Annotated in this window: 21 protein-coding genes and 2 pseudogenes; 12 read left to right on the top strand and 11 right to left on the bottom strand. The window is 68.5% G+C overall.

Annotation, left to right across the window (positions count from 1 at the left end):
• Positions 1-924: 924 nt before the first annotated feature.
• Together CRYAR_RS47295 and CRYAR_RS16860 are read right to left on the bottom strand one after the other, a co-directional pair.
• Positions 925-1,083, bottom strand: coding sequence for a DUF6578 domain-containing protein (locus tag CRYAR_RS47295; protein WP_157017785.1), 159 nt, complete (start codon positions 1,081-1,083; stop codon positions 925-927).
• Positions 1,084-1,280: 197 nt separating this feature from the next.
• Positions 1,281-1,949: a formylglycine-generating enzyme family protein gene (locus CRYAR_RS16860; RefSeq protein ID WP_035863626.1), complete on the bottom strand. Its 669-nt coding sequence runs from the start codon at positions 1,947-1,949 to the stop codon at positions 1,281-1,283.
• A gap of 616 nt (positions 1,950-2,565) precedes the next feature.
• Between CRYAR_RS16860 and CRYAR_RS47300 the strand changes: the two genes are divergently transcribed.
• On the top strand, positions 2,566-3,636 hold the full coding sequence (locus CRYAR_RS47300) for a hypothetical protein (protein ID WP_157017787.1): 1,071 nt from the start codon (positions 2,566-2,568) through the stop codon (positions 3,634-3,636).
• 308 nt (positions 3,637-3,944) lie between these two features.
• On the opposite strand, the gene CRYAR_RS16870 is transcribed toward CRYAR_RS47300, so the two are convergent.
• The 3 genes from CRYAR_RS16870 to CRYAR_RS16880 all read right to left on the bottom strand — a co-directional run bounded on the left by CRYAR_RS16870 (position 3,945) and on the right by CRYAR_RS16880 (position 5,732).
• Positions 3,945-4,469, bottom strand: a complete 525-nt coding sequence (locus tag CRYAR_RS16870) for a DUF3995 domain-containing protein (protein WP_051570414.1) — start codon at positions 4,467-4,469, stop codon at positions 3,945-3,947.
• Between the two features lie 649 nt (positions 4,470-5,118).
• Positions 5,119-5,247 (bottom strand): hypothetical protein, encoded by a 129-nt coding sequence (locus CRYAR_RS50205; RefSeq protein ID WP_281174598.1) that lies wholly within the window; start codon positions 5,245-5,247, stop codon positions 5,119-5,121.
• A gap of 158 nt (positions 5,248-5,405) precedes the next feature.
• Positions 5,406-5,732: a hypothetical protein gene (locus CRYAR_RS16880; protein ID WP_051570416.1), complete on the bottom strand. Its 327-nt coding sequence runs from the start codon at positions 5,730-5,732 to the stop codon at positions 5,406-5,408.
• 393 nt (positions 5,733-6,125) lie between these two features.
• Here CRYAR_RS16880 and CRYAR_RS16885 point away from each other — a divergent pair, with 393 nt between their 5' ends.
• Together CRYAR_RS16885 and CRYAR_RS16890 are read left to right on the top strand one after the other, a co-directional pair.
• A complete protein-coding gene (locus CRYAR_RS16885; protein ID WP_051572081.1) occupies positions 6,126-7,418 on the top strand; it encodes an alpha-hydroxy acid oxidase in 1,293 nt (430 codons plus the stop codon).
• Positions 7,419-7,502: 84 nt separating this feature from the next.
• Positions 7,503-8,948 carry an Nramp family divalent metal transporter gene (locus CRYAR_RS16890; protein ID WP_035851972.1) on the top strand — a complete coding sequence of 482 codons (1,446 nt, stop codon included), beginning with the start codon at positions 7,503-7,505 and terminating at the stop codon, positions 8,946-8,948.
• A gap of 312 nt (positions 8,949-9,260) precedes the next feature.
• On the opposite strand, the pseudogene CRYAR_RS16895 reads toward CRYAR_RS16890, so the two are convergent.
• A pseudogene (locus CRYAR_RS16895) lies at positions 9,261-9,479 on the bottom strand (alpha/beta hydrolase); the annotation flags it as partial.
• Between the two features lie 601 nt (positions 9,480-10,080).
• Between CRYAR_RS16895 and CRYAR_RS16900 the strand changes: the two are divergent.
• Positions 10,081-10,665, top strand: coding sequence for a peptidoglycan-binding domain-containing protein (locus CRYAR_RS16900; RefSeq protein ID WP_084700595.1), 585 nt, complete (start codon positions 10,081-10,083; stop codon positions 10,663-10,665).
• A 538-nt stretch (positions 10,666-11,203) separates the two neighbouring features.
• Here the strand turns inward: CRYAR_RS16900 and CRYAR_RS16905 are convergent.
• Both CRYAR_RS16905 and CRYAR_RS16910 read right to left on the bottom strand, forming a co-directional pair.
• A pseudogene (locus tag CRYAR_RS16905) lies at positions 11,204-12,002 on the bottom strand (transposase family protein).
• 116 nt (positions 12,003-12,118) lie between these two features.
• Positions 12,119-12,784, bottom strand: a complete 666-nt coding sequence (locus CRYAR_RS16910; RefSeq protein ID WP_051570420.1) for a class I SAM-dependent methyltransferase — start codon at positions 12,782-12,784, stop codon at positions 12,119-12,121.
• 446 nt (positions 12,785-13,230) lie between these two features.
• Here CRYAR_RS16910 and CRYAR_RS47305 point away from each other — a divergent pair, with 446 nt between their 5' ends.
• Positions 13,231-13,590 carry a hypothetical protein gene (locus tag CRYAR_RS47305; RefSeq protein WP_157017789.1) on the top strand — a complete coding sequence of 120 codons (360 nt, stop codon included), beginning with the start codon at positions 13,231-13,233 and terminating at the stop codon, positions 13,588-13,590.
• A gap of 160 nt (positions 13,591-13,750) precedes the next feature.
• Here the strand turns inward: CRYAR_RS47305 and CRYAR_RS16915 are convergent, their stop codons facing one another.
• The 3 genes from CRYAR_RS16915 to CRYAR_RS16925 are packed head-to-tail and all read right to left on the bottom strand — an operon-like array spanning position 13,751 to position 16,543.
• Positions 13,751-14,530 carry a citryl-CoA lyase gene (locus CRYAR_RS16915; RefSeq protein ID WP_035851977.1) on the bottom strand — a complete coding sequence of 260 codons (780 nt, stop codon included), beginning with the start codon at positions 14,528-14,530 and terminating at the stop codon, positions 13,751-13,753.
• Complete coding sequence (locus CRYAR_RS16920) at positions 14,527-15,717, bottom strand: CaiB/BaiF CoA transferase family protein (protein WP_035851979.1); 1,191 nt, start codon at positions 15,715-15,717, stop codon at positions 14,527-14,529. Before CRYAR_RS16920 ends, CRYAR_RS16915 begins: the two co-directional genes overlap by 4 nt.
• 55 nt (positions 15,718-15,772) lie before the next feature.
• Entirely contained in the window at positions 15,773-16,543 is a 771-nt protein-coding gene (locus CRYAR_RS16925; RefSeq protein WP_051570424.1) for an IclR family transcriptional regulator, read from the bottom strand.
• Positions 16,544-16,932: 389 nt separating this feature from the next.
• Between CRYAR_RS16925 and CRYAR_RS16930 the strand changes: the two genes are divergently transcribed.
• From CRYAR_RS16930 to CRYAR_RS16960, 7 genes are read left to right on the top strand one after another with little or no spacing between them, the layout of a single operon-like run.
• Complete coding sequence (locus CRYAR_RS16930) at positions 16,933-18,348, top strand: aldehyde dehydrogenase family protein (protein ID WP_035851981.1); 1,416 nt, start codon at positions 16,933-16,935, stop codon at positions 18,346-18,348.
• Positions 18,348-19,352 (top strand): zinc-dependent alcohol dehydrogenase, encoded by a 1,005-nt coding sequence (locus CRYAR_RS16935; RefSeq protein WP_035851983.1) that lies wholly within the window; start codon positions 18,348-18,350, stop codon positions 19,350-19,352. Before CRYAR_RS16930 ends, CRYAR_RS16935 begins: the two co-directional genes overlap by 1 nt.
• A complete protein-coding gene (locus CRYAR_RS16940; protein ID WP_035851984.1) occupies positions 19,349-21,073 on the top strand; it encodes a thiamine pyrophosphate-binding protein in 1,725 nt (574 codons plus the stop codon). The genes CRYAR_RS16935 and CRYAR_RS16940 overlap by 4 nt, the downstream gene beginning before the upstream one ends.
• Positions 21,074-21,125: 52 nt before the next feature.
• On the top strand, positions 21,126-22,250 hold the full coding sequence (locus CRYAR_RS16945; protein WP_035851986.1) for an ABC transporter substrate-binding protein: 1,125 nt from the start codon (positions 21,126-21,128) through the stop codon (positions 22,248-22,250).
• A 52-nt stretch (positions 22,251-22,302) separates the two neighbouring features.
• Positions 22,303-23,172 carry a branched-chain amino acid ABC transporter permease gene (locus tag CRYAR_RS16950; RefSeq protein ID WP_035851989.1) on the top strand — a complete coding sequence of 290 codons (870 nt, stop codon included), beginning with the start codon at positions 22,303-22,305 and terminating at the stop codon, positions 23,170-23,172.
• Positions 23,169-25,064, top strand: coding sequence for a branched-chain amino acid ABC transporter ATP-binding protein/permease (locus CRYAR_RS16955; protein WP_051570426.1), 1,896 nt, complete (start codon positions 23,169-23,171; stop codon positions 25,062-25,064). The genes CRYAR_RS16950 and CRYAR_RS16955 overlap by 4 nt, the downstream gene beginning before the upstream one ends.
• Positions 25,061-25,792 (top strand): ABC transporter ATP-binding protein, encoded by a 732-nt coding sequence (locus CRYAR_RS16960; protein WP_035851991.1) that lies wholly within the window; start codon positions 25,061-25,063, stop codon positions 25,790-25,792. The genes CRYAR_RS16955 and CRYAR_RS16960 overlap by 4 nt, the downstream gene beginning before the upstream one ends.
• Positions 25,793-25,864 lie beyond the last annotated feature (72 nt).

The following is a 25,864-nucleotide window of genomic DNA, read 5'->3' on the forward strand; positions in this document are numbered from 1 at the left end:
CGGTTTCTCGCGGCATGTCGATGTCGATCAGTCTTGACAGCGCCGACGGCCTCGACATCGGGCAGGTGGTCAGGCCTGGACCTTTCCGCTGGCTATGCCGCCTGCGGCGGCCCGGAGCAACTATGGACGGTCGGTGGTTGGTGGCCGGACTCCTGAACTACCGCGGATAGCCGACCGAAGCGGCGCGCAGACGTCCGCTCCTGCCGACGAGACTGTGTCTCGACGGACATCCGACCGATCGCCTCCATCCTCGCCTGCCTCCGGGCTTCCAGCGGTAGGCATGCTGGGAACCAACAAGCAGAACCCCTGCCTGGAAATCATCCAGTTCGGACGGAGGGTGGGACCCACGGCTAGAGCCTCCGTGCCCTGGCCGCGACGGAGCCAGGCATTCAACCCGGCACGCAGCCAACTAGAAAAGACTCGGCAGAAGGATCTCCGCACTCGTCGGGTTCTGGGCGTCCGTCAGGAATAGCGGTACCGGATAGAATCGTCAGCGGTCAATTCGAAAGCAGTTCACCCATTCACCGGAGGGGAAATGGGCTTATTGCCAGAGCGCATCGAAGATGTGTCAGGCGTCTGTGCGGTCGGTGGCGTCAACACCGCAGATGACCACGGCGGTCACAGGAGTATTGATGTATTGCTGGAGTGACGATGGTCCACGAGTCAATCCCAGCAATAGCATTTCTACCGTCACGGCGGCCTGGATAGCGCTCGGGCGTGCTGACGCGAAATGCTATTCCGCAGTCTATACGCGAGACGGGTTTTCGATGTCAATAGAGTCCGGCCGGTAGGCTGCTGGCTGGGATTCTTGAACGCATTCACACGCCGCAACCAGGAGAGGCGCGACCGCAGACGACTTCGACGCCGAACGAGTGACAGAGACGGAAGGAGATGACTGTGTAGGGAGGTATCGACGCCCGTCGCTCAGGACGGCGACGGCGACGGCGTTTCGTCCACCTCGACGATGTATCCGACGAATTGTTGGCCGTCCAGCTCAGGTTCGTGTCGGTCGGTGGACTGGATCGCGAACGGCTCACCGCAGCACTCCATCTGCCAGCCGTCCATCCATACCGTGATGGTCACAAACCGATTCTGCTCCCAACCCTGCCGAACCCACGGTTGGGGCTCGGCGCTCGCTGGCAGTCGGGCTAGCCGACGCTCGCTCGTGCCGCGGACGGCCCGTTGGCGGCGTCGCGTCAGAGCAACGGGCCGGCGTGGCCTGCCGGACACAGCCAGCGCCCGTCGTCGCGGACCTACACATCCGCTCATCAGCAGTGCGGTCAGTGGCCGGAGCGGGCCAATCGGAATCCGACGTCGTCAAGGCGGAGGGTGGGGTGGCTGCGCCGGCGGACGGAAGCGCGGCAGCTCCACTGTTCGTCGAACCAGCCGCCGCCGCGCAGCACGCGGTAGCTGCCGTAGACCTCGGCGTCGTAGATGTCCCAGCACCACTCCCAGGCGTTGCCGAGCATGTCGTGCAGGCCCCAGGCGTTCGGGTGCTTGCCGCCTACCGGGTGGGGTTGTTCCTGGGAGTTGCCGCGGTACCAGGCGATCTCGTCGAGCTCGCCGTAGCGTGGACCGGTCGTGCCGGCGCGGCAGGCATGTTCCCATTCGGCTTCTGTCGGGAGCCGGTAGCCCGTGGACGATGCGTCAGGTTCGACGCTGTCCTCGGTGCCGAACCGGTAAGCGGCAGACAGCCCTTCGCGCCGCGAGAGGGCGTTGCAGAACCGAACCGCGTCCCACCACGAGACGTCGATCGCCGGCAGGTGGCCTTCGTCGGCGGCAGGAGGCGGTTGACCGGTTGTGACGAGGTATTCGGCGCGGGTGACTGGGTAGACGCCAATCCGGTAGGACTCGAGCGCGATCGACCAGCGGCGCTGCGTGCGTCGGTCCGACAGTTGAGCTACTCCCGGGGCGACGTCGATCATTCGGGTCTGCTCGCGGGTATTCACCGGCAACAAGGATAGAGCATTCCATCCGCGCGAAGGCTTCGGGTTGAACGGGCACACTCTCGTGCCGCTACCAAGGCGTTCGGTGCTACAGCCTCTGGTCGGCGACGCGTCTTCGTTCTGATAGCCGCCCAGCGAGTAGAACGACAGGTCAGCACCGTTGGCAGCGCCGGTCTTCAGCGTCAGGCGCGACGGAGACCGCGACATTCCGCGCCAACTGCTCGGCTACTCGCAGGAGCAGCGTGCCCGACATAAGGATAGTTCGACTTCCAGCGAAGCACCCCCGTGCCGCCAAGCGCCTGTTCAGTCGGAGCCGACCGACCAGGCCAGACTGAGCGATGGCTCGGTCCGCAGCCGCAGAATGCCGACAGGAGTCGCGTCGGCGAGATCGATACCCATACGACCGATCGACGTGGTCGCCCGCGCAAAGGGGAAACGCGAACCGGCTGACGCTCTCGCTCCCGGGCGTTCGATGAATGACGGCAGCGAGTGCCGGGTGTCCTGTGCAACCTTTCTCGCCGGTCGGCTTCAGCCGGATAGGCCGCCGTCCGTGCTATTGGCACCGACTGAGACCCTCCTCTCCACTAGACCGGACTCGGACCGCAAAGAAAGTAGCCCGATGGCGCAGCCGATCGACCCCCGTCAGCTCCGTCCGCGACGCCTCTGGTACGGCATAGCCGTCTTCATCGCCGTCCTGTCGATCGCGCTCGGCATCGGCGGCCTGGCTGTCAGTGACCACTTGATGGACAACACATACCCGGATTTCCAGACCTATTCCGGCAAAGAGGTGTCATTGATAGAGGTCGATGCCAGCCGGGACTATGGCCTGTATGTGCCCAAAAATGCTAGGCAGTTCTGCACCGTCGGGTCGTTAACCGCCACGCCCCGCGACGAGGAACCCTGGGAGTTCACACGCTCCGGCCAGCGATGGGTCCACGTAGACACCGTGCGCCCCAACGAGTCGGGTCCTTACTCCGTGAAGTGCGACGCCCCGACCTACGGGTTCGGCGACCCGCCGCCCTTCGACCAGTACCGACTCCAAGCTGGGAGCGGCCTGGCGGCGCTGCTGGGCCTGCCTTGCCTCGGCCTCACCATCTGCTTCGCCATCGCTCTGGTGACCGGATTGCGCCGAGGCCGCCACAAAGTGCGGCTACAGGCGGCGCGGACGGCCACGACGCCCAATCCCGGCCCGCCCAATCTCGGTCCGCGATATCTCGGTCCGGTCGGATCCGGCCCAGCCCTCTCCGGCTCCGCCCTCTCAGTTCAGCCGAGCGCTCCACCAGCTCCGCCCATGACTCCCCCTCCACTTCCGACAGTGCGGCGCCGTCCGGCGTCGATCGCCGTCGCGGTCCTGATGATCGGGTTGTTGGTGGCCCACTCGGCGATCGCCGCCGTCCTGGCCGTACTGAATGACTCCGGGGGGAGCGGCGCGAACATCTTCACGGCCTTTCTCGCATTCGTGCTCGGCGTGGCTCTGTGGCAAGGCACCCGGGTGGGGTGGATTATCGCGCTGGCGATCGGCGTCATCCGGCTTCTGCTCACTGGGCTGGCGTTCCTCGTCGACGGCGACGACCCGAGCGGTGGGTGGATCTTCGCCGTCATCGGGATCGTGATCGGCGTGCTGCTCGTGGCGGCGCTGCTGCTACCGGCGAGCCGCGACTACTGCTGGGGGGAGAAGCCGGGCCTCTAGATGCTTGCTCCCTCACCTGGGTGGTTCACGACCCGACCGCGCCGCGCGGAGCGCTCTGAGAATCCTCGGGCCAGCCGGTCACTGCAGCACCGACTGCTGCGGAATCCCGCCAGGACGCGACGCCGATCCGCGGCCGAGGGGCGAGCAGAGGAACCGCGTTCCGATCCGACGGTAGATACCGGCGCACAACAACCTGACGGTCAGACATGACGACTTAGTCGCAACTGAGGTAACGGTTGATAATGCCTGACACAAAGATGGTTCGACTTACAGCCAAGCACTCACATGCCGCTGTTCGCGCCTGGCCGTCACCGAGACAAACGCGATGTCTGTTCCGTAGTGACGTGAGTCCGGTTGCGGCTGCACCACAGTCCGATCAGGAGGGCGCAACCCCAGATCGTGAACAGCGGGTCCCACAGCAAACCGTGCCCGATCATCGTCTCCCGGTCGTATCCACCGGTGGGTGTGATGACGCCCGTCAAGACCGCCCAGGCCGAGAGGGTCGACACACCTCCCCACGCCACGAGGACGACGCCGGCAGACCAGCCGAGGAAACGAATCCACCGGTAGTACCGGGTCTTCCGACGTTCATTCACCAGCGGGACGATCGCGACGGCGCCCTTCACCAGAGCAACGAGTGTCAGGCCGAGACCGGCTTCCACCGGATGGTCGTCAGCTAACTGGACGGCCCAGTCGCCCACCGATTCCAGTTGCCAACGGCCGCCCAGAGCCCAGAAAAGGCTCACCGCCGCGTGGAGCAGACCCGTGGCAGCCGCGATGCGCAGGGGCCACCAACCACTGCGGTGCCGGTTCCCGGAGCCTCGAACGTCCATGTGGCGACCCTAAGGCTGCGTCAGTTCGCGCGCATCCAAGAATATTTCCGGAATCGGAGCACGGACAGATCCCCGTGGCGTCGATCGCGAAGAACTGACTCCGTTCCATCCCGACAAGACATCCGCTCATGCCGCGAGGCGCTCAACAGCAATTTGATGGTCGCGAGTGTGATCGGGCTGCTAGGAATCCCACATGACGACCTTCATGCGCAGGTCCCAGTTGGCGTTGGGTGCCCTATGGCTCGTCGTGGGATTTGGCTGGCTGGTCCTGGCCGTCGTCTGGTTCGGACGGGGCGGCATGGGTGACCCCGGGTTCTACACCGGCCTTCCCGTCGGCCCCGTCATGTTCCTTGCCGCTTGGTGGAACTTCAGGCGAGCGCATAGAGGCTCGGGGCCAATTGGACGAGACGAGGCTGCCTGACAGGGAGGCTGACTTCGTCAGCGGCCTCGGAAGCGGACTTGGGGCGTCCGCGGCAGCGACGGCCGACCAACACACTCTCATGCCGCGTCCAGCGCGAAGCATTGCTCTGCCGCAGGTGGTGGCGCATCGGCCGCTGTCCTGATCGGGTCGAGGCCTGATCGGCGTTCGTGCGGACGCGCCAAGGGCCGGGAAGCGTGTGCTCCCCGGCCCTGGTGCTGCTGGTGTGGGTCAGCTGCAGGGGTTGTAGTCCCAGCAGTCGTTGTAGCGCTTCTTGTGGTGGCGGCGACGGCGCGGCTTGCACTCGTTGTAGTCCCAGTCGTTGCACTGGTTGTAGTCGTAGTCGTAGCAGCCGCTCATGTCGTCCAGCCTCCAGAAGTGTGGGTGTGTTCCTGCTGTGCCATGAGCTTCGCGCGGATCGGCGGCGGGCTCGATCGCCGGCGCGACGGGCGCAACGTTCGCTTCCGAACACTCGCTCATGCCGCGCTGCGGTCGCAGCTTGCTGGCTCCTGCGTATATCAGCTGGGCGTCAACTTGAGCCAGTTCGGCACCGGTCCGCCGCAGTCCATCGCTAGGAGATCGTCCAGCATCCGGTCGAAGTGGTCATCGGCGACGCCGAAAGCGCCACCCACGCACATGCCCTCGTGCGGCCTCGCCCAGCGGTACGCCGCGACGTCAACCACCGGACCCCGAAACAGCGCGATCTGCCCGTCCGAGCTTCCGCCCGTGAAACTCAGCAGCCACGTCGGATCCATCCCCGACGGCAACAGTGGACCGCGCAACTCGAGGGCCAGCTCGCGGCCGTGCCGATCGGCCCACCCGGCCAGAACCGCACTGAGTCCCACTTCGCCGACTCGTTGTTCGCCCGGCGTGCATCAACGCGCTGATCGGCCGCCTCTTCCACGACCGGCCCTCGCGATTTGCCCTCTCGCAAGCCGGCAGTTGTCGGCGAAAACATCAGCTGCCGGAGCCGCTCCGGAATTGAAAGAATCGACGTTGTCCGCGCGGTATCGCCGAACCTGACGACGCTTGACGCCTCACCGGACTCCAACCTACAGTGCAGCAATTGGAATGCCGTTTCGCATTTCCGGGCGCACGGATGCTCTACGTACGGATGCTTTAAGTAAGGCGTCGCAATCAGTGACGGCCGAGCCCTCCGGTTGATTCTTGACGAGCAGCTCCACCCTCCCCGCTCGACGGAAGGAGCGACCGTGAGCAATCAGGATGACGTAGGGCCCCTGTTCCGGCCGGCACCGCCGGCCGTACTCGCCCCGATCGCGACCGTCCGGCAGATTCCGAGCTGGTCGGAGCTGCGCGAGGTCGTACAGTTCCGCAGGCCGCGGCTAGGCCGCACCCGGCGGCGGCTGGAGCGTTCCCATTCGATCCGCGACCTGCGTGAGGCGGCCCGGCGCACCACCCCTCGTGCGGTCTTCGACTACGTGGACGGCGCGGCGGAGGAGGAGATCACCGCGGCGCGGAACGTCGCCGCCTACCGGCGGATCACCTTCCGACCGGACGCGCTGCGTTCGGTCGCTAGTCCCGACTCGAGCATCATTCTCCTGGGGCAGCGCATCGCGATGCCGCTGATGTTCGCGCCCACCGGCTACACGCGGATGATGCACCACCACGGTGAGGCGGCCGTCGCATCGGTGGCTCAGCACGTCGGAGTGCCGTACGCGCTGTCGACGATGGGCTCGACCTCGATCGAGGACGTCCGTGCCGCGGCGCCGGGCGGTGACCTCTGGTTCCAGTTGTATCTCACGGCGAACCGGCGTCTGAATGAGGAACTGCTCGCGCGGGCCGAGGCAGCAGGATACTCGACGGTCCTGCTGACCGTCGACACGACGGTGTCGGGCATGCGCCTGCGTGACGTCCTCAACGGCCTCACGATTCCGCCGACGCTGACGGCCCGCACCGCGCTGAACATGTCCCGGTTTCCGACGTGGTGGTTCAACAAACTGACGACCGGGGGGATGACGTTCGCTTCGCTCGACGGCATTCCGGGCAAACCGACCCCCGGCGAGGTTGCGAACATGTTGTTCGATCCTGGCCTGAACCTCGAGTCGCTCACCTGGCTACGTCGGCGGTGGCGGGGCAATCTTCTCGTCAAGGGCGTGACGACGCCCGCATCTGCGCGCGAGATCCTGGAGCACGGCGCCGACGGCGTCGTGGTGTCCAACCACGGCGGGCGGCAACTCGACCGATCGGCGGCGACCCTCGACGTGCTGCCGGCCATCCGGGCGGCGGTCGGGCTGGAGGCGACCGTACTCATCGACGGCGGTGTGCTGCACGGACAGGACATCGTGGCGGCTCGTGCGCTCGGAGCGGACGCGGTCATGATCGGCCGCGCCTACCTCTACGGCCTCATGGCCGGCGGTCAGGGCGGGGTGCTCCGCGCGTTCGAGATCCTCGCCGAGGGATACCAGCGGTCGATGCAACTGCTCGGCGTCCGGCGCAGCGAGGACCTGTCCGACCGGCACGTGGCGTTCGCGTCGCACGCGGCCGGCGATTACCCGCACGTCTCGGTCTGACCGCCGTCGCGGTACGCGTCAGGTCGCAGAACGCGGACTGACACCGCATCTGCGGCGACCCAACCAAAGGATGAAGGAGGCGCCATGGTCAGCATCCCTCACACCGGCGGAAGCCACTCCTCGGTGGTGGACCTGTTCCCGATCAAGCATCTGGCCGCTCCCGAGGTCCGGGAGCTGCCCGAGCCACCGGCGACCTTCCGACACGTCATCGGACCGGGAATCGTGGCCGCCGGCGTCGGCATGGCCAGTGGCGAATTCATCCTCTTCCCCTACATCGCTTCCCAGGTGGGGCTGGTGTTCGTCTGGGCCGCGTTCGTCGGCCTGGCCACCCAGTACTTCCTCAACATGGAGATCGAGCGCTACACGCTGGCCACCGGGGAGACCGCGCTGACCGGCTTCAGCCGGTACTGGCGGCACTGGGGTCTGCTCTTCGCGATCATGGCCTACTTCGCGAACCTCTGGCCCGGCTGGGCAACCAGTTCGGCGACCTTGATCACCTATCTCGTCGGCGGCAACCGGGTGCCGATCGCCGTCGGGATCCTGTTTCTGATCGGCATCGTCCTGACCATGACGCCGGTCGTTTACCAGGCCCTCGAGAAGATCGAGATGGTCAAGGTAGCGGCGATCCTGCTGCTGATCGTCGTCGGTGGCGTGGCCGCGATCGGCGCTACGGCCTGGGCCGACAGCCCGCGGATCATCACCGAGGCGGGGGTGCCGCACCAGGAACTCGGCTTCGCGCTGCTGCTCGGGGCGCTGGCGTTCGCCGGGGCCGGAGGCGGGCAGAACCTCTGCCAGAGCAACTGGATCCGCGACAAGGGCTTCGGCATGGGTGCGTACGTCCCCCGGATCGTCAGCCCGGTCACCGGCCAGCCGGAGGCCGCGCCGTCGACCGGTTTCGTCTTCGAGCCGACGCGGGAGAACCTCGACCGGTGGCGGCGGTGGTGGCGGTTCGCCAACCTGGAGCAGTTGAGCACCTTCGTGCTGATCAGCTTCCTGACCATCTTCTTCACCTCCCTGCTCGCCTACGCCACGGTCTTCGGCCGGGAAGGGCTGAGCAGCGACATCTCGTTCCTGAAGGTCGAGGGTGACGCGCTAAACGAGTCCGTCGGCGGCTGGTTCGGCACGTTCTTCTGGATCATCGGCGCGCTCTCGCTGTTCGCGGCGGCGCTCGGGATAGTGGACTACACCAGCCGGCTGGGAGCCGACGTCCTGAAGACCGCGTACCTGAAGTCGACGAACGAGAGCAAGATCTACTTCGGGCTGGTGTGGGGTCTAGTCGGCATCGGTGTCATCGTCCTGCTGTCCGGGCTCACCCAGCCGCTGATCCTGCTCGTCATCTCCGCGGTCACGGGCGGGCTGATGATGTTCTTCTACTCGGCGCTGCTGCTCCTGATCAACCGGCGGGTGCTACCGAGGGAGATCCGCCCGAGCGCCGTCCGGGTCGTGGCGCTGATCTGGGCTTTTGTCCTCTTCGGCTTCCTGTCCGCGCTGACTTTCAACGAGCAGATACGAAAGCTGTTCGAGGGCTGAGCCGGCCCTCCTGCACCGGCACACGGGCACGGCCGTCGACGCCTATGAGCGACCGTCCTCGAAGGCTGCCACCCGGGGACGGTCCAGATCCCGGCCGCTCCGGACACCTGATCCCGGAGATCAGCGCTCTCCCAGCCGTATGCCCCGGGCCTGGTCGGAGGCGTCGGTGACGATGGTTTCCTGCAGGGTGATCAGGTCGGCCGCGAGGTCGGCGAAGCCGTGCCGGAGGACGGCGCGGCCAGTCGCCGCGCATGCCCCATGTGTTCAGCGTCGGCACCCGCAGCGCGCGCTCGTCGACCGACGACGGGCGGCTCACCGGTCGCTCTCCGGGCAGAGGTGGCGCAGCGCCCAGGCGCCGAGGATGCGTGCCGCGCGGACGGCCTGCCCGGGGTCGTTCAACAAGTGCTTCGCCTCCAGCGAGACGAAGCTAAACGGATGGCGCGCCGTCCGGAAGATCTCGCCGGTGTTCTCGATGCCGACCGTGGCGTCCGTAGGCGAATGCAACACCACCAGGGGCAGCCCGAGCTCACGGCCAACCGCGAGGTGGACCTGATCGCCGCGACAGTCGATGACGATGCGCATCAATAGACGCAGCGACGCGCACAGGTGGCTCATCACTCGCTGATGGACCGTCGGTCCCCCTCGGCCCGAAGGGGCGCTCTACCGAGAAATGACACAGTCCGGCTACAGCGAGTATCGGATTTGACCTCGACGCTCGTGCCCGGATCACTAAGGACACTACGGGACGCGACAGGTTCGCCATGGAATTGCGACTTCTCTAGGCAGGGAAACCGAATTGCTACTTACTCTTATGCCGCGATGCGTCTCTCGCGAAGCGCCACTTGGGTAGCAGTTGGTTGCAGGCCCTGGGCACGGAGCGTGAAGCCGACAGCAAGCGGCTCCGCCCACTTCCCGTCTAGGCCGTGCTGCGTACGAGCGGCTGGCCTCGGCGTCCTGCCGGAACCTTTTTCGACGTCCGCATCACCTCGCTTTGGGGGCACACCACTCCGCTCGTCCACGCGTTACCGTGAGTCGCCTGTACTAGCAAACTGGGGGGAACGAGTTGTTAGGTACTAGCCGAACCACGAAGCGAATCCCAAATTTCGTTTCGTTGCTGCTGAGCCTTGCAGTAATGGCGGTGGCAATGGGCGCCGCGCCGTCCGTCGCGCGCGCCGATGACACGAATAACCGGAGTTTCGCGGGTTGCCCGCTGCTCATCGAACGGTTCAGCGGCGACTGTGTCGTCAAGCTCCAGCATTATCTGAACGTCGTCAATCCCGGCTACGCACTGGCCGAGGATGGAAAGTTCGGCCGTCTGACCCGGATCGCCGTCCTCGATTTCCAGGGCCGCAATCGCCTGGGCGCGGATGGCAACGTCGGTGGGATCACCGCGGACGCGCTGACTGCGCAGTACAACGCCAAGCAGCCGCCGCCGCCTCCGGCGAACTCGCCGATCAGCTGCCTGGCTCAAGGCAAAGTCAGCGACCATAAAGGAAACTGCGTGTCCGATGGTGTCGTTGGTGGGGGTAAGCCCCTCGGCGAATGCCTCAAGGAGGCCGCGATCGACGAGGCGACACAGAAAACGCTGGAGCGCGCCTTCACGCAGGGCAAATTCAGCAGCTGGAAAACCGCACTGAGCACGGTGAAGAAGATTTCGCCGTTCCTCACGGCTGCTGAGGCGTTCAAGTGCGGCTGGTGGGATCGTCCCGGCAGCTAATCGACGACCGGTCCTGCGCCCCTGCGCGGCGGGGGCGCAGGATCGACTGCTCCCAGGGCCCGGGACCGCGAGCGACGAGCCCGAGCGCTGGTGGCCCGTAGTGGCGTGTCGCGGGCGATCCAAGCCATCAGAGTCAGTGAACTCTTTTCAACCTGGTGTTGGCGCAGGTAGCGGCATAGTCCAAACCGGCCCGCGACAAGAGAGCCACGCTCCACGACCGCCTGACCTCGCCACGGCTGCCGCATGCGTCTCCTCATGTGGTTCGGCGAGGAGCCGACCTGCCGGTCCGAGCCAGGTTGAAATACGTTCAGTTGGCTAGCCAGGGATCGACGAGATCGACGCGAGCCTGGTGGAAGTCCTTGGGTTTGCGGTGCGGGTAGCGAGGAGTCACGTGCCGGCTTCTGGGGTCATCCGCCAAGGTTGCCAGCGACGTCGCGCGCTGCAGGAATCCGGCTCCAACAACATCCGCTTCTGCCGCGCAGTGCGCATCCAACTCGGGATCATCGGAGGTTGGTCCAGTGAGCCTTTGCCAACCTGATCATGCGCTGGCGATCATGAGGGTCTGAACTGCGGCGATGAGCCGGTGGGCGGTGTTCGGGCTGGAGCGGATCTTCCGCAGAACCCGCCAGTTCTTCAGCTCGGCGTTGGCCCGCTCACCGGGTCCACGGCGGCGGGCGTGGGCGGTGTTGACGTCCTTCTGGTTCCGGGACGGGCGCCGGTAGCGGCCGGTGCCTGGATCCTTCCGACGGCGCCGCTGCGGAACCGCGACCGTCGGCCCGGCGCCCTGAGAGGCGGTGTCGGCCGCCGCGGGGATCTCGTGGGTGGCCAGCGCGTCGATGATCCCGTGCTCGCGGGCAGCGCCCATGTCATGTCTCGCGCCGGGCAGCGGCGGCGAGATCCACACCAGCCGGCCGATCGGGTCGGCGACGACCTGCACGTTCAGCCCGTGGGCCTTGTGCGTGCCGGAGTAGAAGGCCCGGTCATAGCCCGATGTCATGCCTACCCGGTCGATGCGCAGCAGGGTGCCGTCGAGGATCACGAACGCCTTGCGGCGGGCGACCTCGATCGCCTGGGCCAGGGTGGGAGCCATCGCGGCGAGCAGTTCGAGCGCCTCACGGATGTGCCGGTACACCGTCGAGGTCCCGATGCGGAAGCCGCAGGCCAGGTCGGCGTGGGTCTCGCCCTTACGCACGTGCGCGACCACGAGCAGCGCCTGCCGGCCGGGCGAGAGCTTCCGCCACCGGGTTCGGCGCTGGTTGCGCTGCGCTCGCAGCGCATCGGAGAGCACGCCGAGGGCGCGGCTGGACACGGTCATCCCCGGACGGGTAGGACAGCACGTTGAAGCTCCTGGTGGGATGTGTTGATCTAGGCAATCGCCCGTCTACCAGGAGATTCACCCATTCGACGTCACGCCACGCTGCACACCGCTGACTGCCCGCCCAGGTCGGCAAATTCATTCGTTACTTCTGGCGTCATGGCGCGCCAGCAGGTATCCGGCGGGCGGCTTGCCGGGCGCCGGAGCAACGATTCGCAGGCGTCCGATCTCGGCGAAGTCGTGCTCGCGCAGTCGGTCGGCGAGCGCGTCGAGGGTCCACAGATACGCCGGTGAGGCTCTGTGGTCGTACGGGACCCAACCGTTGGTGTCTGCGGTGTCGGTGATCTGCACACCGATCAGCAGGGGTCCGCCCGGCTCTACCACTCGGGCGAACTCGGTCAGGACACGCGGAAGCAGGTCCGGCGGCGTGTGGATCAACGAGAAGTGCGCCAGGATGCCCGCGATCGACTCGTCCCCTGCGTCGAGACGGAGCATGGAACCGACCTCGTAGCGCAGGTCGGGACGATACCGGCGGGCGATCGCGATCATGGCCGGTGACAGATCGATCCCGTAAGCCCGGATACCGGCTCGATCCAGGTGATCGGTCCACTGTCCGGGACCGCAACCCGCATCGACCACAGCACCCACCGACCCACCGGCGCGGACGAGGTCGGCGAAGGCGTTGATCATCCCTGCTGACAGCGCATCGATGACTTGGTCACCCTGTCGCACCATGTCGTCGTACAACTCGGCGACCTCGTCGTAGTCTCGGCGGGTCCGATCCAACGCTTCGTTCTCACTCACCCGCCGGACTCTAGGGAACAGGTCGGACGTAGGAGTGTCGGACACTCCAACCGCGAAGGCGACGCGATCGGTCCGTCCGCTCAGGACGGTGGGCACCGCCTTCACCACCGCCCCCACCAAGCTGTCCACGACGGCCGCAGCGCTGGCACATCCACTCCCGGGCCGCACGCCACGCGCACAACCGCGGGCCAGCCCCCAAGACCGCGCCTGTCACCTAGGTTCCCCGCTCTCGCGGGATCGCCATCGATGCCAGGCGCCGTGCATCCGGGCAGGCGACCATCATGCGGGGAGTAGTCGCCAGGTAGCGGCCTGGGAAGGCATCCTGACGAATCGGCCAGGTAGATCTGGGGCAACCGACCTCACAGGATGGACTGATCGGTCGGATCCCGAACGCCGTCCGCAGGACTGCTGAAAATTGTCCGGCCGGGCGCCACACCTTGAGTTCCATGCCGATCGTCGCGGATTCGAGAGCCGCCCGCGGCCGTGCTACGACTGCAGGAGTTGATCTGGCGGGCTATCCGCTCTTGCCGCGCTCAGTTTGTTCGAGGCTTGCACCCGGTGACCGTCAGTATCCGCGACAAGCGATACGGAACGACCGTGACGACGCGGCCCGCACCGAGGCCGCACCAGTGACCGGCAAGGTGCTGTACGAGACCAAGGGCACCGTGCGTCGCGAGGTGGTGCGCATGGCGCTCGTCAGATTCCTTCCGCAGGCAGCAGCGACGGCGATCTTCCGCCAGCCCGGCACGCCACCGGAAAGCCCCGGCCCGAGCGCCGTTCAGCGCGTGTGCGCAGGTGCGACTTGATCCTCGCGGGCGGGGTGGTAGGTCAGCCTGAGGCGCGGACCAGCGAATCGATCTCCTCGGTGGTCGTGGCTTCGGCCGGCACGCGCTGGGCCGGCACTTCGGCGGTCACCCATGGGGCTGACGCGCTGAGACACGTACTACTGCGGAAAAGAGCGATCGACTACGGGCTGTGACGGTAGGTCGGCCGGATCGACCGGGGGAGCGGCCCCTTGTTGCGCTGACCGCTCCGACTTTCCTCCCACGCGTGGGCGAGGATGCCTACGCTCCGGCTCAGGACGAACAACCCGCGGGCGAGCGGCGCGGGGAATCCGAGCTCGGCGTAGATGACCGCGGTCGCGCCGTCGATGTTCATCGGGATCTGCCGGGTCCGGTCCCGGTTCAGCTCCGCTTCGACCGCCCGGGCGGCGGTGGCGTACTGCCCGGAGACGACGCCGTCCGCCGCCGCGGCGTCGACCAGCGCCAGCAGCGGGTCCCGCCGCGGGTCGACCGGATGGAACCGGTGGCCGAAGCCCGGCAGGTAACGGTCCCGCGCCCGCCATCGGGTGACGGTGGCGGCGGCATCGCCGGACGAAACCACTTCCGTCAGCAACTCGACGCACTGCTCGCCGGCGCCGCCGTGGACGTCGCCGAGCAGGTTGACGCCGGTCGCCATCGCGTTGTTCAGTCCGATGCCGCAGGTGGCCGCCATCCGCGCGGCCGCGATCGACGGGGCTTGCGGACCGTGGTCGACCGAGGCCACCAGAGCGGCCTCCAGCAACGCCGCCTGCTCCGGCGTCGGCATGTCACCGCGCACGAGGAACCAGATCATGGCGGGGAAACTCAGCGAGCCGATCAGCTCCTGCACCGGTCGGCCGCGCAGCTCGACGACACCCGGCTCGATGCGTGAGATCGACGTGGCCCACCAGTCGGCGACCTCGCGCCGGACGGCGTCCGCGCTCACGAGCGCACCTCGGCCGGCGTGCCCCAGCGGGCCAGTAGTTCGGGGATCCGCGCGGTGTCGCTGCCCAGTACCGGTGCCGGGCCGGGTGGCCGCAGCGGTTCGCCGTCGAACAGGACGCCACTGCCGGAGACCCGCGCCGTGCGCCCGTCGGCGCCGGGGAAGGGAACCTCGGTGAAGAAGCAGCGGTGGTCGAGCTGATCGAGCTCGACGGCTTGCGGCACGGTGAGGATGCGCGCCGCCGGGACTCCGGCTGCGGACAGGATCTCCTCCCACTCCCGGGCGGTGCGGACCCGCAGTGCGGTGTTGAGTTCCGCGTTCAGCGCCGTCCGATGGGCCTTGCGTGCTTCCCGCTCCGCGAAGCGGGCGTCGACGAGCAGGTCTTCGCGACCGACCAGGCGGCAGAGCGTCTGGAACTGCTCCTGGCGGTTGGCGGCGATGTTGAGCGGCCCGTCGGCGGTCTCGAACGTGCCGGACGGGGCGGCCGTCGCGTTCTGGTCGCCCATCGGTTCCGGTGCGACGCCGCTGATCAGGTAGTTGGACACCGCCCAGCCCATCGAGGACAGCGACGCTTCGAGCATCGACACGTCGAGGAAAGCGCCTTCGCCGGTGCGGGTCCGGGCGGCCAGCGCCGCGGTGATGCTCAGCGCGGCGGTCAGCCCGCCGACCGTGTCGGCGACGGGAAATCCGACGCGCATCGGCACCGTGTCCGGCGTGCCGGTGATGCTCATCATGCCGGCGAGGCCCTGGATGATCTGGTCGTACGCCGGTGCCTGGCTCATCGGCCCGGTCTGGCCGAAGCCGCTGATCGCGCAGTAGACCAGGCCGGGGTTGAGCGCGCGCAGCTGCTCCCACGGGAACCCCATGCGCGCCAGGACGCCCGCGCGGAAGTTCTCGAGCAGGACGTCCGCGCCGGACACCAGCCGCGTGAACGTCTCGCGATCGGCGGAGTCCTTGAGGTCCAGTTCGATGGACTTCTTTCCGGCGTTCTGGGCGAGGAACGACGCGCCGACGCCGGCCCGGTTGAGTTCGGCGTCCGGGCCCAGCTGTCGGGCCAGATCACCCCGGCCCGGGGCCTCGACTTTGACGACCTCCGCTCCGAGCAGTGACAGGTGGTAGCTGCAGTACGGCCCGGCCAGGACGTTGGTGAGGTCCAGGACGCGGATGCCCTCCAGCGGTCGTCCCTGCATCGGCGTGCTCCTTCCGCGGCTGCGATGGGTCCGGCCGCGTCCGAGGGTGGTGTTCTCAAGCGCCCAGCGGATGGTCGAAGCCGCGCTCCGACAACTGGCGGCCGACGTCCACGAGATCCCGCGCGAACGAGGCCACTTCGGACTCCCCGAATCGGACCGTCGGACCGCTGAGCGTGAGCGCGGCGACGATGCCGCCCGATCGTCCTTCGATGGGCACGGCGACCGCGGAGAGCCCGGCCTCGCGTTCGCCGTGGCTGACCGCGTACCCGCGGTCCGCGGCCTCCGCGATCCACGCCTGGAGCGTCGGCAGGTGCTCCGCGCCGTCCGGCGCGGTGCGCACGATGCGCCGCAGACGCTTCTCGTCGGCGTCCCGGAGCAGCACTTTCGCCGAGGCGCCACCCCAGAGGGGGAGCTCGTCCCCGATCCGGACGACGTGCCGCAACGGTTGCGGGCTCTCCTGCTGGGCGAGGCAGATCCGGGTCAGATCGCGTGCCCCGTAGAGGTTGACCGTCTCGCGGTGCCGTGCGGACAGGTCACGCATCGCCCGGGTCAGCTCGGGTGGCATCTCCCAGCTGCTCCGCGCGAGGTGGGCCCATCGCCAGAGGGCCGGGCCGGCGAGGTAGCCCCCGGTGGTCGCCCACAGCAACCCGGTCCGCTCCAGTGTCTGCACCAGCCGGATGACCGTCGTCTTGGCCAGCCCGGTTCCCTCCACGATGTCGCGGATGGTCACGACCGGCCGGTCCTCGGTCAGCAGCGACAGGATGTCCATCGCGCGCTGGACGCTTCGCACTCCCGAGGCTTCCGACTGTTCCACTGCAGCACTCACTCTTCGAACCTTTCCCGAGCGACGTCGAACGCTTCCGGCGGTGATTCTTCGCCAGGGTGGCCGCGTCCTCCATCGGCAACTTCTCCGCCCCCGCCTATTGCCAGCGGCGAGAGGGCACCCGTACGTTACACGGAGTCCGCTTAGCGGTCCATAAGGTCCACAGAGTGGTTCACACGGCAAAATCGGGACTTCTTCAGCGGGGTATCGATCCAGATCTATCTCGGCCGGAGTCTCGTCCCTAACGTGTACGTACTAGTTCGAACATTGCGCATCGCGGCGTTCCGAGGAGTGTGCAAGTGAGTCCGAATAGGGCAAACCAGCTCGGTGGGAGCTCAGTTCTGAGCGCGCTACTGTCCCCGGAGGAGAGTTCGGAGCCGACGCGCGCGCCCATGCTGCTGGCGGGGAGCTGGCTCATCGACGGACCGACGGCCGACCGGACCGGCCCGTACACCCGGACCGTGGTCAGCCGGGCCAGAGTCGCGCAGGCCGGAGACGCCGAGGCCGCGGGCCGGTACGCGCGCGCGGCGGCCCGGACGGTCGCCGCCCTCGCACCCGCCACGCGGGCGGACGTCCTCGACCGCGCGGCGAGCGCCGCCGCGACCCACCGCGACGCCGTGGCGCGGCTGATCGCACTGGAACTCGGCAAGCCGCTCAAGGACGGCCGCGGCGAGATGGACCGGGTGGTCGACACCTTCCGCGTCTGCGCGGCGGAAGCCCGTCAGATCGGGGGCGACGTCCTGCCGGTTGCCGGGTTCGGTCGCGGTGTCGGCACCACCGCGCTCACCTACCGCGCGCCGGCCGGGGTGGCCCTGGCGATCACGCCGTTCAACGCCCCGGCGAACCTGCTGGCCCACAAGCTCGGTGCGTCGCTCGCGGCCGGCAACACGACGATCGTCAAGGCGCCACCGCAGGCCCCGGCGACATCCGCGGCGATCGTCGCTCTTCTGCTCGAGGCCGGTGCGCCCCCCGAAGCGGTCCAGTTGCTCCACGGCGGCGGCGGGATCGGTGCCGAGCTCTGCGCGTTACCCGAGGTCAGCGTCGTCAGCTTCACCGGTGGCGCGGCGACCGGCGCCGCCGTGGCCCGCGCCGCGGGTGCCAAGCGTCTGGTGCTCGAGCTCGGCGGCAACGCCGCCACGATCGTCTGCGCGGACGCCGACGTGGCCCACGCCGCGGCCGTCTGCGCGAAGACCGGTTACACGAACTCCGGTCAGAGCTGCATCTCCGTGCAGCGCGTCTACGTGCACCGCTCCCGCTACGACGAATTCCTGGACGAGTTCACCAAGGGCGTCGCGGCGCTGAAGGTCGGCGACCCCTTGGACCCGGCGACCGACGTCGGCTCCATGGTGGACGAGGACGCGGCCGAACGGGTCGTCCGGTGGAGCCGGGACGCCGGCGGCACGGTGCTGGCCGGTGGTACCCGCGACGGGGCCACCGCCGCGCCGACGATCGTCGCCGACCCGTCGCGCACCGCGAACGTCGTCACCGAAGAGGTCTTCGGAGCGCTCGTCGCGGTGCTGCCGTTCGACGACTTCGACGCGGTGGTCGAGGAGTGCAACCGCAGCCGCTACGGCCTGCAGGCCGGCCTGTTCACCCGCGACGTCGGCACGATCTTCACCGCCTGGCGCGAGCTCGAGGTCGGCGGGCTGATCGTCAACGGATCCTCGAACTACCGCCTCGACCACGTGCCGTTCGGCGGTGTCAAGGACTCCGGCTTCGGCCGCGAGACACCGCGCTCGATGGTCGAGGACTACACGGTCGTCAAGACGCTGATGCTTCGGGGCGTCTCGCTCTGGGGCGACCGCTGATGCGGGCGGTCGTGCTCGCGGAGCCCGGCCGGGTCGAGGTCCGCGACGATCTGCCCGAGCCCACCCCCGGCCCGGACGACGTCGTCGTGCTCGTGCGCGCGGTCGGGCTCTGCGGCTCCGATCTCTCGGTCGTCGCCGGCCATCGAGCGGTACCGGAGTTTCCGTGGGTGCTGGGTCACGAGGCGCTCGGCGAGGTCGTCGCGATCGGCGCGGACGTCGTCGACCGCGCGATCGGGCAGCGCGTGGTGATCGAACCGAACTACCCGTGCGGAAGGTGCGAGCCGTGCCGGAACGGCACCACCGCCGGATGCGTCCGCCGCCGCATCGTCGGCATCACCGAACCCGGCGTGCTGGCCGAGCGGATCACGGTCCCGGCCGCCTTCGCGTGGCCGGTTCCGGACCGCACCGGGCCCGCAGGCGGTATCCGCGACGACGACGCGCTGTGCGCCGAACCTCTCGCGGTGGCGCTCACCGCGGTCGACCGTCTGGGGATCGCGCCAGGCACCCGCTGTCTGGTGATCGGCGCCGGCGCGCAGGGCCAGCTCGTCAGCCTCGCGCTCCGGGCCCGCGGCGCCGTTCCGGTCGTCACCGACGTCAACACCGAGCGCGCGAACCTCGCCGTCGAGCTCGGTGCCGAGCCGTTCCTCCGGAACGACGAACGCTTCGCCGCCGTCGTCGAGGCGTCGGGCGCACCGTCGGCCCTCCCCGAGGCGATCTCACGCACCGCCCACGACGGCAGCATCGCGCTGATCGGCCAGAGCGAGCAGACCAGCCCGATCCGGACGTTCGACCTCGTCCAGAAGCGGCTGACCATCCACGGCTGCCTCATCTACGACCACCCCGGCGGCTTCGCCGCGACGCTCGACCTGCTCCGGACGCACGACGTGCGGCCGGGTCGGATCCTGCGCCACCGCTTCTCCTTCGACGACGCCGCCACCGCGTTCCGCACCGCGGGCGCCGCGGCCGGCAAGTCGTGGATCTCCCTCGGAGGAAACGAGTCATGACGACGACAGCAGCAGCCGCGCTCACCGCGCAGCTCGAGTCCTACGGCGTCGAGTACGTCTTCGGGACGTGCGGCCACACGAACATCGCGCTGCTGGACGCGCTCGGGCGCAGCAGCATCGAGTTCGTCATCGCCCGGCACGAGCAGGCCGCCGCGCACGCCGCCGACGGATACGCCCGCGCGAGCGGGAAGCCCGGTGTCGTCCTGCTGCACGTCGGTCCCGGGATGATGAACGCCGTCACCGGCGTGGCCACCGCCGCGCTGGACTCCGTCCCGTTGATCGCGATCGCCGGTGACATCCCGTCCTACTACCACGGACGGCATCCGCACCAGGAGGTCAACCTCCACAACGACGCTGATCAGACCGCGATCTACCGCCCGTTCGTGAAGCGGGCCTGGCACGTCCAGCGGGTCGAGGACCTGCCGCGGTTCACCGAGCGGGCGTTCACCACCGCGGTCAGCGGCCGCCCCGGCGCGGTGCTGCTCGACGTCCCCATGGATCTGTTCAGCCGCCCGCAGACCGCCGAGAGCTACCCGATGCCGGGTGAGCTCACCCGGCCCGACCTCCCGGAAGGCACCGCCGAACGCATCGCCGACGCTCTCGTGGCCGCGGAGCGTCCGCTGATCTACGTCGGCGGCGGGCTGTCCGCGGGCCCGGGCCGCGAGGCGCTGACGGCTCTCGTCGAGCACTTGGACATCCCGGTCGCGCACTCGTTGATGGCGAAGGGCAGCCTGCCCGACGACCACCCGCTGGTCATGGGCATGCCCGGGTTCTGGGGCCTGGAGGAGACGAACCGCTACGCCCGCGAGGCCGACGTCGTGCTGGCGATCGCGACGCGCTTCGCCGAGACCGACGCCAGCTCCTGGAACGACCGTTACACCTGGAGCTTCCCGCCCACCCGGCTGATCCAGATCGACATCGACCCCGCGGAGCTCGGCCGCAACTTCCCGGTGGAGATCGGCGCGGTCGCGGACGCGGCGCTCGCGATGCGCCGGATCGCCGCCGCGGCCCTCCGCCGCCCGGAAGCGTCCCGGCCCGCGCTGCGCGAGAGCATCACCGCTGCGCGCGGTGCCCTGTTCGCGGGCAGCGCGGAGCGGGGGCGCAGCGACGACTTCCCGCTGCGCCCCGAGCGCATCCTGCTCGACCTCCGGGAGACGCTGCCCGCCGACACCGTGCTCGTCACGGACGTCGGCTGGAACAAGAACGGGGTGGCCCAGGCCTACCCGCTGCCGGTGGAAGGCCGGTTCATCACCCCGGGCGGGGCGTCGACGATGGGCTTCGGCCCGGCCGCGGCGCTCGGCGTCCAGATCGCCTGGCCGGACCGGCCGGTCGTCGCGCTGATCGGCGACGGCGGGATGAGCGCCCAGCTCCCCGCGCTGCCGATGGCGGTCGAACGTGGGCTGCCGGTGCTGTTCGTGGTGATGAACAACCAGGCGCACGGCACGATCGCCGACCTGCAGGCCGCGAACTTCGGCGCCGGCTACGGCTGCGAGTTCACCGACGCCGACGGGAACCCCTACAGCCCTGACTTCGCCGCGCTGGGCCAGGCCTGCGGTGCCGACGGCTACCGGATCGAAGAGCCCGGCGACCTGCGGAAAGCACTGCACGCGGCCTTGGCCAACCGGCGCCCCGCCGTGCTCGACGTGCCGATGGTCAACGAGCCGGTGCCCACTCCGGGCCACTGGAACATCAAAGACATTTACGCCGGAATCTTCGAGTAACCCAACCCCCCGAGGAGAATCCGTGTTGAAAACCCGCACTACCCGTCGCGCCATGGTTGCCGCGGCGGCGGTCCTCGCCCTCACGCTCGGCGCCTGCAGCGCGCCGGGTGAAAACTCCGAGGACGAGGGTGGCGGCGACGGTCCGATCAAGCTCGCCGTCGTCAACGCCCAGAGCGGCCAGCTCTCGTCCCTGGGCAAGTGGGAGCACAAAGGCGTCAAGCTCGCCGTCGACGAGTGGAACGCGAAGGGCGGCATCGACGGCCGCACGATCGAGCTCGGCCTCTTCGACGACCAGGGCGACCCGACGATCGGCACCAACCTCGCGCGCAAGATCGACAGCGAGGGCTACATCGCGATGCTCGGCACGGCGGAGAGCGCGGTGACGATCGCGATGGCGCCGATCCTGCGGCAGGCGGAGATCCCGAACATCACGTCCGGCCAGTCGCCGGGCCTCACCGCGGTGAAGAGCCCCTTCCTGTTCCTCAACGGGCCGACCAGTACGACCTACGACGAGAGCCTCGCGAAGCACATCGTCGATCAGAAGAAGATCACGAAGATCGCGATGATCACGAACAACGGCGGTTACGGCAAGGGCGAGCACGACGCGTTCACCAAGGCGCTGGCCGGCCGCGGCATCAAGCCTGTCGACGACCAGGTCGTCACCACCGAGCAGAAGGACTTCAGCGCCGCGCTGACCAGCGTGCGGCAGAAGAACCCCCAGTTGATCTTCCTCGGGGCCGAGGAGGTGGAGTCCGGCCTGATCGTCAAGCAGGCCCGATCCCTGGGCATCAGGGTTCCGTTCGCGGGCGCCGCGCCGCAGGGCACGCCCGTGTTCCTCGACACCGCGGGCGCGGCGAACGCCGAGGGCACGATCGTCTCCTCGCCGTACCTGAGCAACGACATCAGCGAGGCCTCGAAGACGTTCGCGGCCGACTACCAGAAGGCCTTCGGCGAGGAGGCCGAGCTGCACGGCGCCAAGGCCTACGACGGAGCGCAGATCATGCTGACCGCGCTGAAGAACACCAAGGGCGCGGGCGGCAAGGAGCTCGCGGACGCGATCCGCGCGGTCAAGCACCAGGGGCTGCTCGGCAACTTCGCGTTCGACGACACCGGCGTCGGCATCTTCGAGACCTCGATCGGCACCATCACCGGCGGGAAGCTCGTCGCCGCCAGTTGACCAGTCGTGGGGCCGCCGTCAGGTGGCCCCACGCTCGGCTTGGGAGAACGGAATGCAAGTCTTCGTCCAGACGCTCGTCGGGGGCATCAGCCTCGGAGCGATCTACGCGCTGGTCGCCCTGGGTTTCTCCCTGGTCTACCGCACGATGGGCCTGGTCAACTTCGCCCACGGCAACGTCGTGATGATCGGCGCCTACCTGGCCTCCACGTTCTACCTCTCGGTGAAGCTGCCCTTCGCGCTGGCGATGGTCGTCGCGATCGCCGTCACCGGGCTGATCGGCGTCATCATCGAGCGGGTTCTCCGACCGCTGGAGAACAAGGACTTCGACCTGATGCTGATCGGCACGATCGGCTTCGGCATCGTGCTCGACGCGTGCGCGATCCTCATCTGGGGCGCCACCGGGCGCGCCGTCCCGTCGCCGGTGCGGTCCGCGCCGCTCGACCTGTTCGGCATCCGCGTCCGCACCTACGACCTGGTCGTCCTGGCCGTCGTGGCGGTGGCCACCGTGCTGCTCGTGCTGTTCCTCCAGCGCACCAAGCGCGGCGCGGCGATGCAGGCGGTCGCGATGGACCACGAGGCCGCGACCGCGGTCGGCATCCACGTCGGCCGCAGCAACGCGATCGCGTTCGTCATCGGTGCCGGTCTCGCGGCCCTCGCCGGTGGCCTGGTCGGCCCACTGCTCTACGTCAGCCCGTCGATGGGCGGAGCGCTGGGAATCAAGGGGTTCGCCGGCGCGATCCTGGGCGGCTTCGGCAGCATCCCCGGCGCGATCGTCGGCGGCATCGCGATCGGCGTCCTGGACTCGTTCGCGGCCGGCCACTTCCAGGGCTACTCGGAACTTGTGACGTTCGTCGTCTTCGCGGTGCTCATCACGGTCCGGCCGACCGGAATCTTCGGGGAGAAGACGGTGAACCGCGCATGAGGTCGTTGTCGAAAGGCGGCATCCTCGCCGTGCTCGCGGTCGTCGCGGTGGTCCTGCCGTACACCGTCGGCCGCTACACGATCCACGTCATCGACGTGACGATCATCTTCGCGATCCTCGCCATCGGCATGGGACTGGCGATGGGCATCTCCGGCCAGATCAACCTGGCCCAGATCGCCTTCTTCGGCCTCGGTAGCTACGTGACCGCGATCCTCACCGTGCGCGAAGGCTGGGGATTCTGGACCGCCTCGGTGCTGGCCGTACTCGCCACCGTCGCCGTCGGGCTGCTGGTCGGCACACCCGCACTGCGCGTGCAGTCGCACTACCTCGGCATCGTCACGCTCGGTCTCGCGCTCGCGTTCACGAACTGGCTGACGAACACCGAACTGACCGGCGGGGCCGAGGGCATCTCCGGGATCCCGGTGCCGTCGCTGCCCGGGGTGGACCTCTCGAGCGAGTACCTCTACTACTACCTGGAGATCCTCGCGTTCGCGGTGCTGCTCACGTTCGGGCAGTTCGTCGTCCGCACTCCGCTGGGTCGCCGGTTGCGCGCGATGCGCGACGATCCGCTCGCCGCCGGGGCGATGGGCGCCGAGGTGCCGATGCTGCGGATGACCGCCTTCGCGCTCTCCAGCGTCTACGGAGGGTTGGCCGGCGTGCTCTACGCCGGGCTGATCCGGTACGTCGCCCCGGAGACGTTCAGCATCGCGAACATGTTCCTGCTGCTGGCGATGGTGATCATCGGTGGTCGTCAGTCGCTGGTCGGCTGCGTGGTCGGCGCGGTGGGGCTCTCGCTGGTGCGCGAGTGGCTGGTCGACTACCCGACCTACGCCCAGATCGCCTACGGCTCGGTCGTCGTCCTCACCGTGCTGTTCGCGCCGACCGGTCTGGCCGGGCTGCCCGAGCGCGTCCGCGGCGCCTACCGGCGCCGGCGTCCGGCGGCGGCTGATCGCGCGGTGCTGCGCCCCTTCCAGCCCTATGGCGACGCCGGGGAGCGCGCCGGGTCCGCCCTCGAGATCGCCGGGCTCAGCAAGAACTTCCGCGGGCTGAAGGCGCTCGACGACGTGTCGCTGTCGGTGCCCGCGGGCCAGATCCGCGGCATCGTCGGGCCGAACGGCTCGGGTAAGACGACGCTGTTCAACGTCGTCAGCGGCTTCTACAAGCCGAGCCGGGGTTCCGTGCGGGTCGGCGGGCGCACGCTGACCAACGCGAGCTCCCACCGCTTGGCGCAGGCGGGCGTCGCGCGGACGTTCCAGAACCTCCGCCTCTTCCCCGCGATGACCGTGCGCGAGAACGTGCTGGTTGCCCTCGACCAGACCCGCACCCGGAGCATCTGGCGGTACGCGGTCTGGCAGCTCGGGGTCTGGCGGCACGACCGCGCGTTGCGGTCGTCGGCGAACGCGGTCCTCGAACGGTACGGGCTCGTCGACTTCGCCGATTCGCTGCCCGGCGCCCTGCCGTACGGCATCCAGCGGAGAGTCGAGATCGCCCGCGCGATGGCCCGCTCGCCGCGGTTGCTGCTGCTCGACGAGCCGGCGGCCGGGCTCAACGGCGACGAGGTGCGCCAACTCGGCGAGATCGTGCGTTCGATCCGCGACAGCGGCGTCACGGTCGTGCTGATCGAGCACAACATGGGGCTGGTCATGTCGCTCTGCGAGCACGTCACCGTGCTGGCCGGCGGCCGCGTCATCGCCGACGGCACCCCGGACGAGGTCGCGACCGCGCCGCAGGTGATCGAGGCCTACCTCGGCGACTCGATGGACGACGTGCTTCCCGCCGAGGCTTCGTCCGGCCCGGCGCCCGAAGCCGCCACCGACCCGGCGCCCGAAGCCGCCACCGACCCGGCGCCCGAAGCCGCCACCGACCCGGCCGTGAAGGAGATCCAGCGGTGACCCAGACCGTCACGGCCACCGACGACCTCGTCGTCGAAGGCCTGAGCGTCCACTACGGCGGCGTCTCCGCCGTCCGGTCGGTCGATCTGACCGTGCCGGCCGGCACGGCCGTCGGCATCATCGGCGCCAACGGAGCGGGCAAGACCTCCACCCTCCGCGCGATCATGGGCCTGGTTCCGCGTACCGCGACCGCGATGCGCTGGGGTTCGGTCGACCTGACGAAGGTGCCGGCGCGCGACATGGTCCGTCGTGGCGTCGGGTACGTGCCGGAGGGGCGGCACGTGTTCTCCGGCTTGTCGGTGGAGAAGAACCTGCTTCTCGGCGCCTACTCCCGGCCGTGGAGAGCGGAGACCAAACAGGTGCTGGACGAGGTCTACGACCTGTTCCCGGTGCTCGGCGAGGCGCGTGGACGGCTGGCGGGCGCGCTCTCCGGCGGACAGCAGCAGATGCTCGCGGTGGGCCGGGCCCTGATGTGCCGGCCGCGCCTGCTGTTGCTCGACGAACCCTCGATGGGGCTGTCCCCGAAGCTGGTGGGGGAGATCCTCGGCGTTCTGCAGCGACTCTCCGCGGAAGGCCTGAGCCTGCTGCTGGTCGAGCAGAACGCGAAGCTGACGTTCGAGGCGACGAGCACCTGCCTGGTCGTGGAGAACGGTGAAGTGGCGATGGTCGGAACCTCCGAGGAGTTACGGCACGACCCGAATGTGCGCCGGATCTATCTCGGACTGTGAAGGGCCGGCCGGGCGCGGGACTCGTGCTCCGGACCCGCTCGTGACGGTGCGGTGCCGACCTGGAGGGTCGGC

This window comes from Cryptosporangium arvum DSM 44712 (assembly GCF_000585375.1).
Lineage (GTDB): Bacteria > Actinomycetota > Actinomycetes > Mycobacteriales > Cryptosporangiaceae > Cryptosporangium > Cryptosporangium arvum.

Bases quoted from the DNA above. Each gene is read 5' to 3' on its own strand.
- CRYAR_RS47300 (WP_157017787.1), top strand. From the start codon at position 2,566: ATGGCGCAGCCGATCGACCCCCGTCAGCTCCGTCCGCGACGCCTCTGG.
- CRYAR_RS16870 (WP_051570414.1), bottom strand. From the start codon at position 4,469: ATGGACGTTCGAGGCTCCGGGAACCGGCACCGCAGTGGTTGGTGGCCC.
- CRYAR_RS50205 (WP_281174598.1), bottom strand. From the start codon at position 5,247: ATGAGCGGCTGCTACGACTACGACTACAACCAGTGCAACGACTGGGAC.
- CRYAR_RS16890 (WP_035851972.1), top strand. From the start codon at position 7,503: ATGGTCAGCATCCCTCACACCGGCGGAAGCCACTCCTCGGTGGTGGAC.
- CRYAR_RS16900 (WP_084700595.1), top strand. From the start codon at position 10,081: ATGGCGGTGGCAATGGGCGCCGCGCCGTCCGTCGCGCGCGCCGATGAC.
- CRYAR_RS47305 (WP_157017789.1), top strand. From the start codon at position 13,231: ATGCCGATCGTCGCGGATTCGAGAGCCGCCCGCGGCCGTGCTACGACT.
- CRYAR_RS16920 (WP_035851979.1), bottom strand. From the start codon at position 15,717: ATGCAGGGACGACCGCTGGAGGGCATCCGCGTCCTGGACCTCACCAAC.
- CRYAR_RS16930 (WP_035851981.1), top strand. From the start codon at position 16,933: ATGCTGCTGGCGGGGAGCTGGCTCATCGACGGACCGACGGCCGACCGG.
- CRYAR_RS16935 (WP_035851983.1), top strand. From the start codon at position 18,348: ATGCGGGCGGTCGTGCTCGCGGAGCCCGGCCGGGTCGAGGTCCGCGAC.
- CRYAR_RS16940 (WP_035851984.1), top strand. From the start codon at position 19,349: ATGACGACGACAGCAGCAGCCGCGCTCACCGCGCAGCTCGAGTCCTAC.
- CRYAR_RS16945 (WP_035851986.1), top strand. From the start codon at position 21,126: ATGGTTGCCGCGGCGGCGGTCCTCGCCCTCACGCTCGGCGCCTGCAGC.
- CRYAR_RS16950 (WP_035851989.1), top strand. From the start codon at position 22,303: ATGCAAGTCTTCGTCCAGACGCTCGTCGGGGGCATCAGCCTCGGAGCG.
- CRYAR_RS16955 (WP_051570426.1), top strand. From the start codon at position 23,169: ATGAGGTCGTTGTCGAAAGGCGGCATCCTCGCCGTGCTCGCGGTCGTC.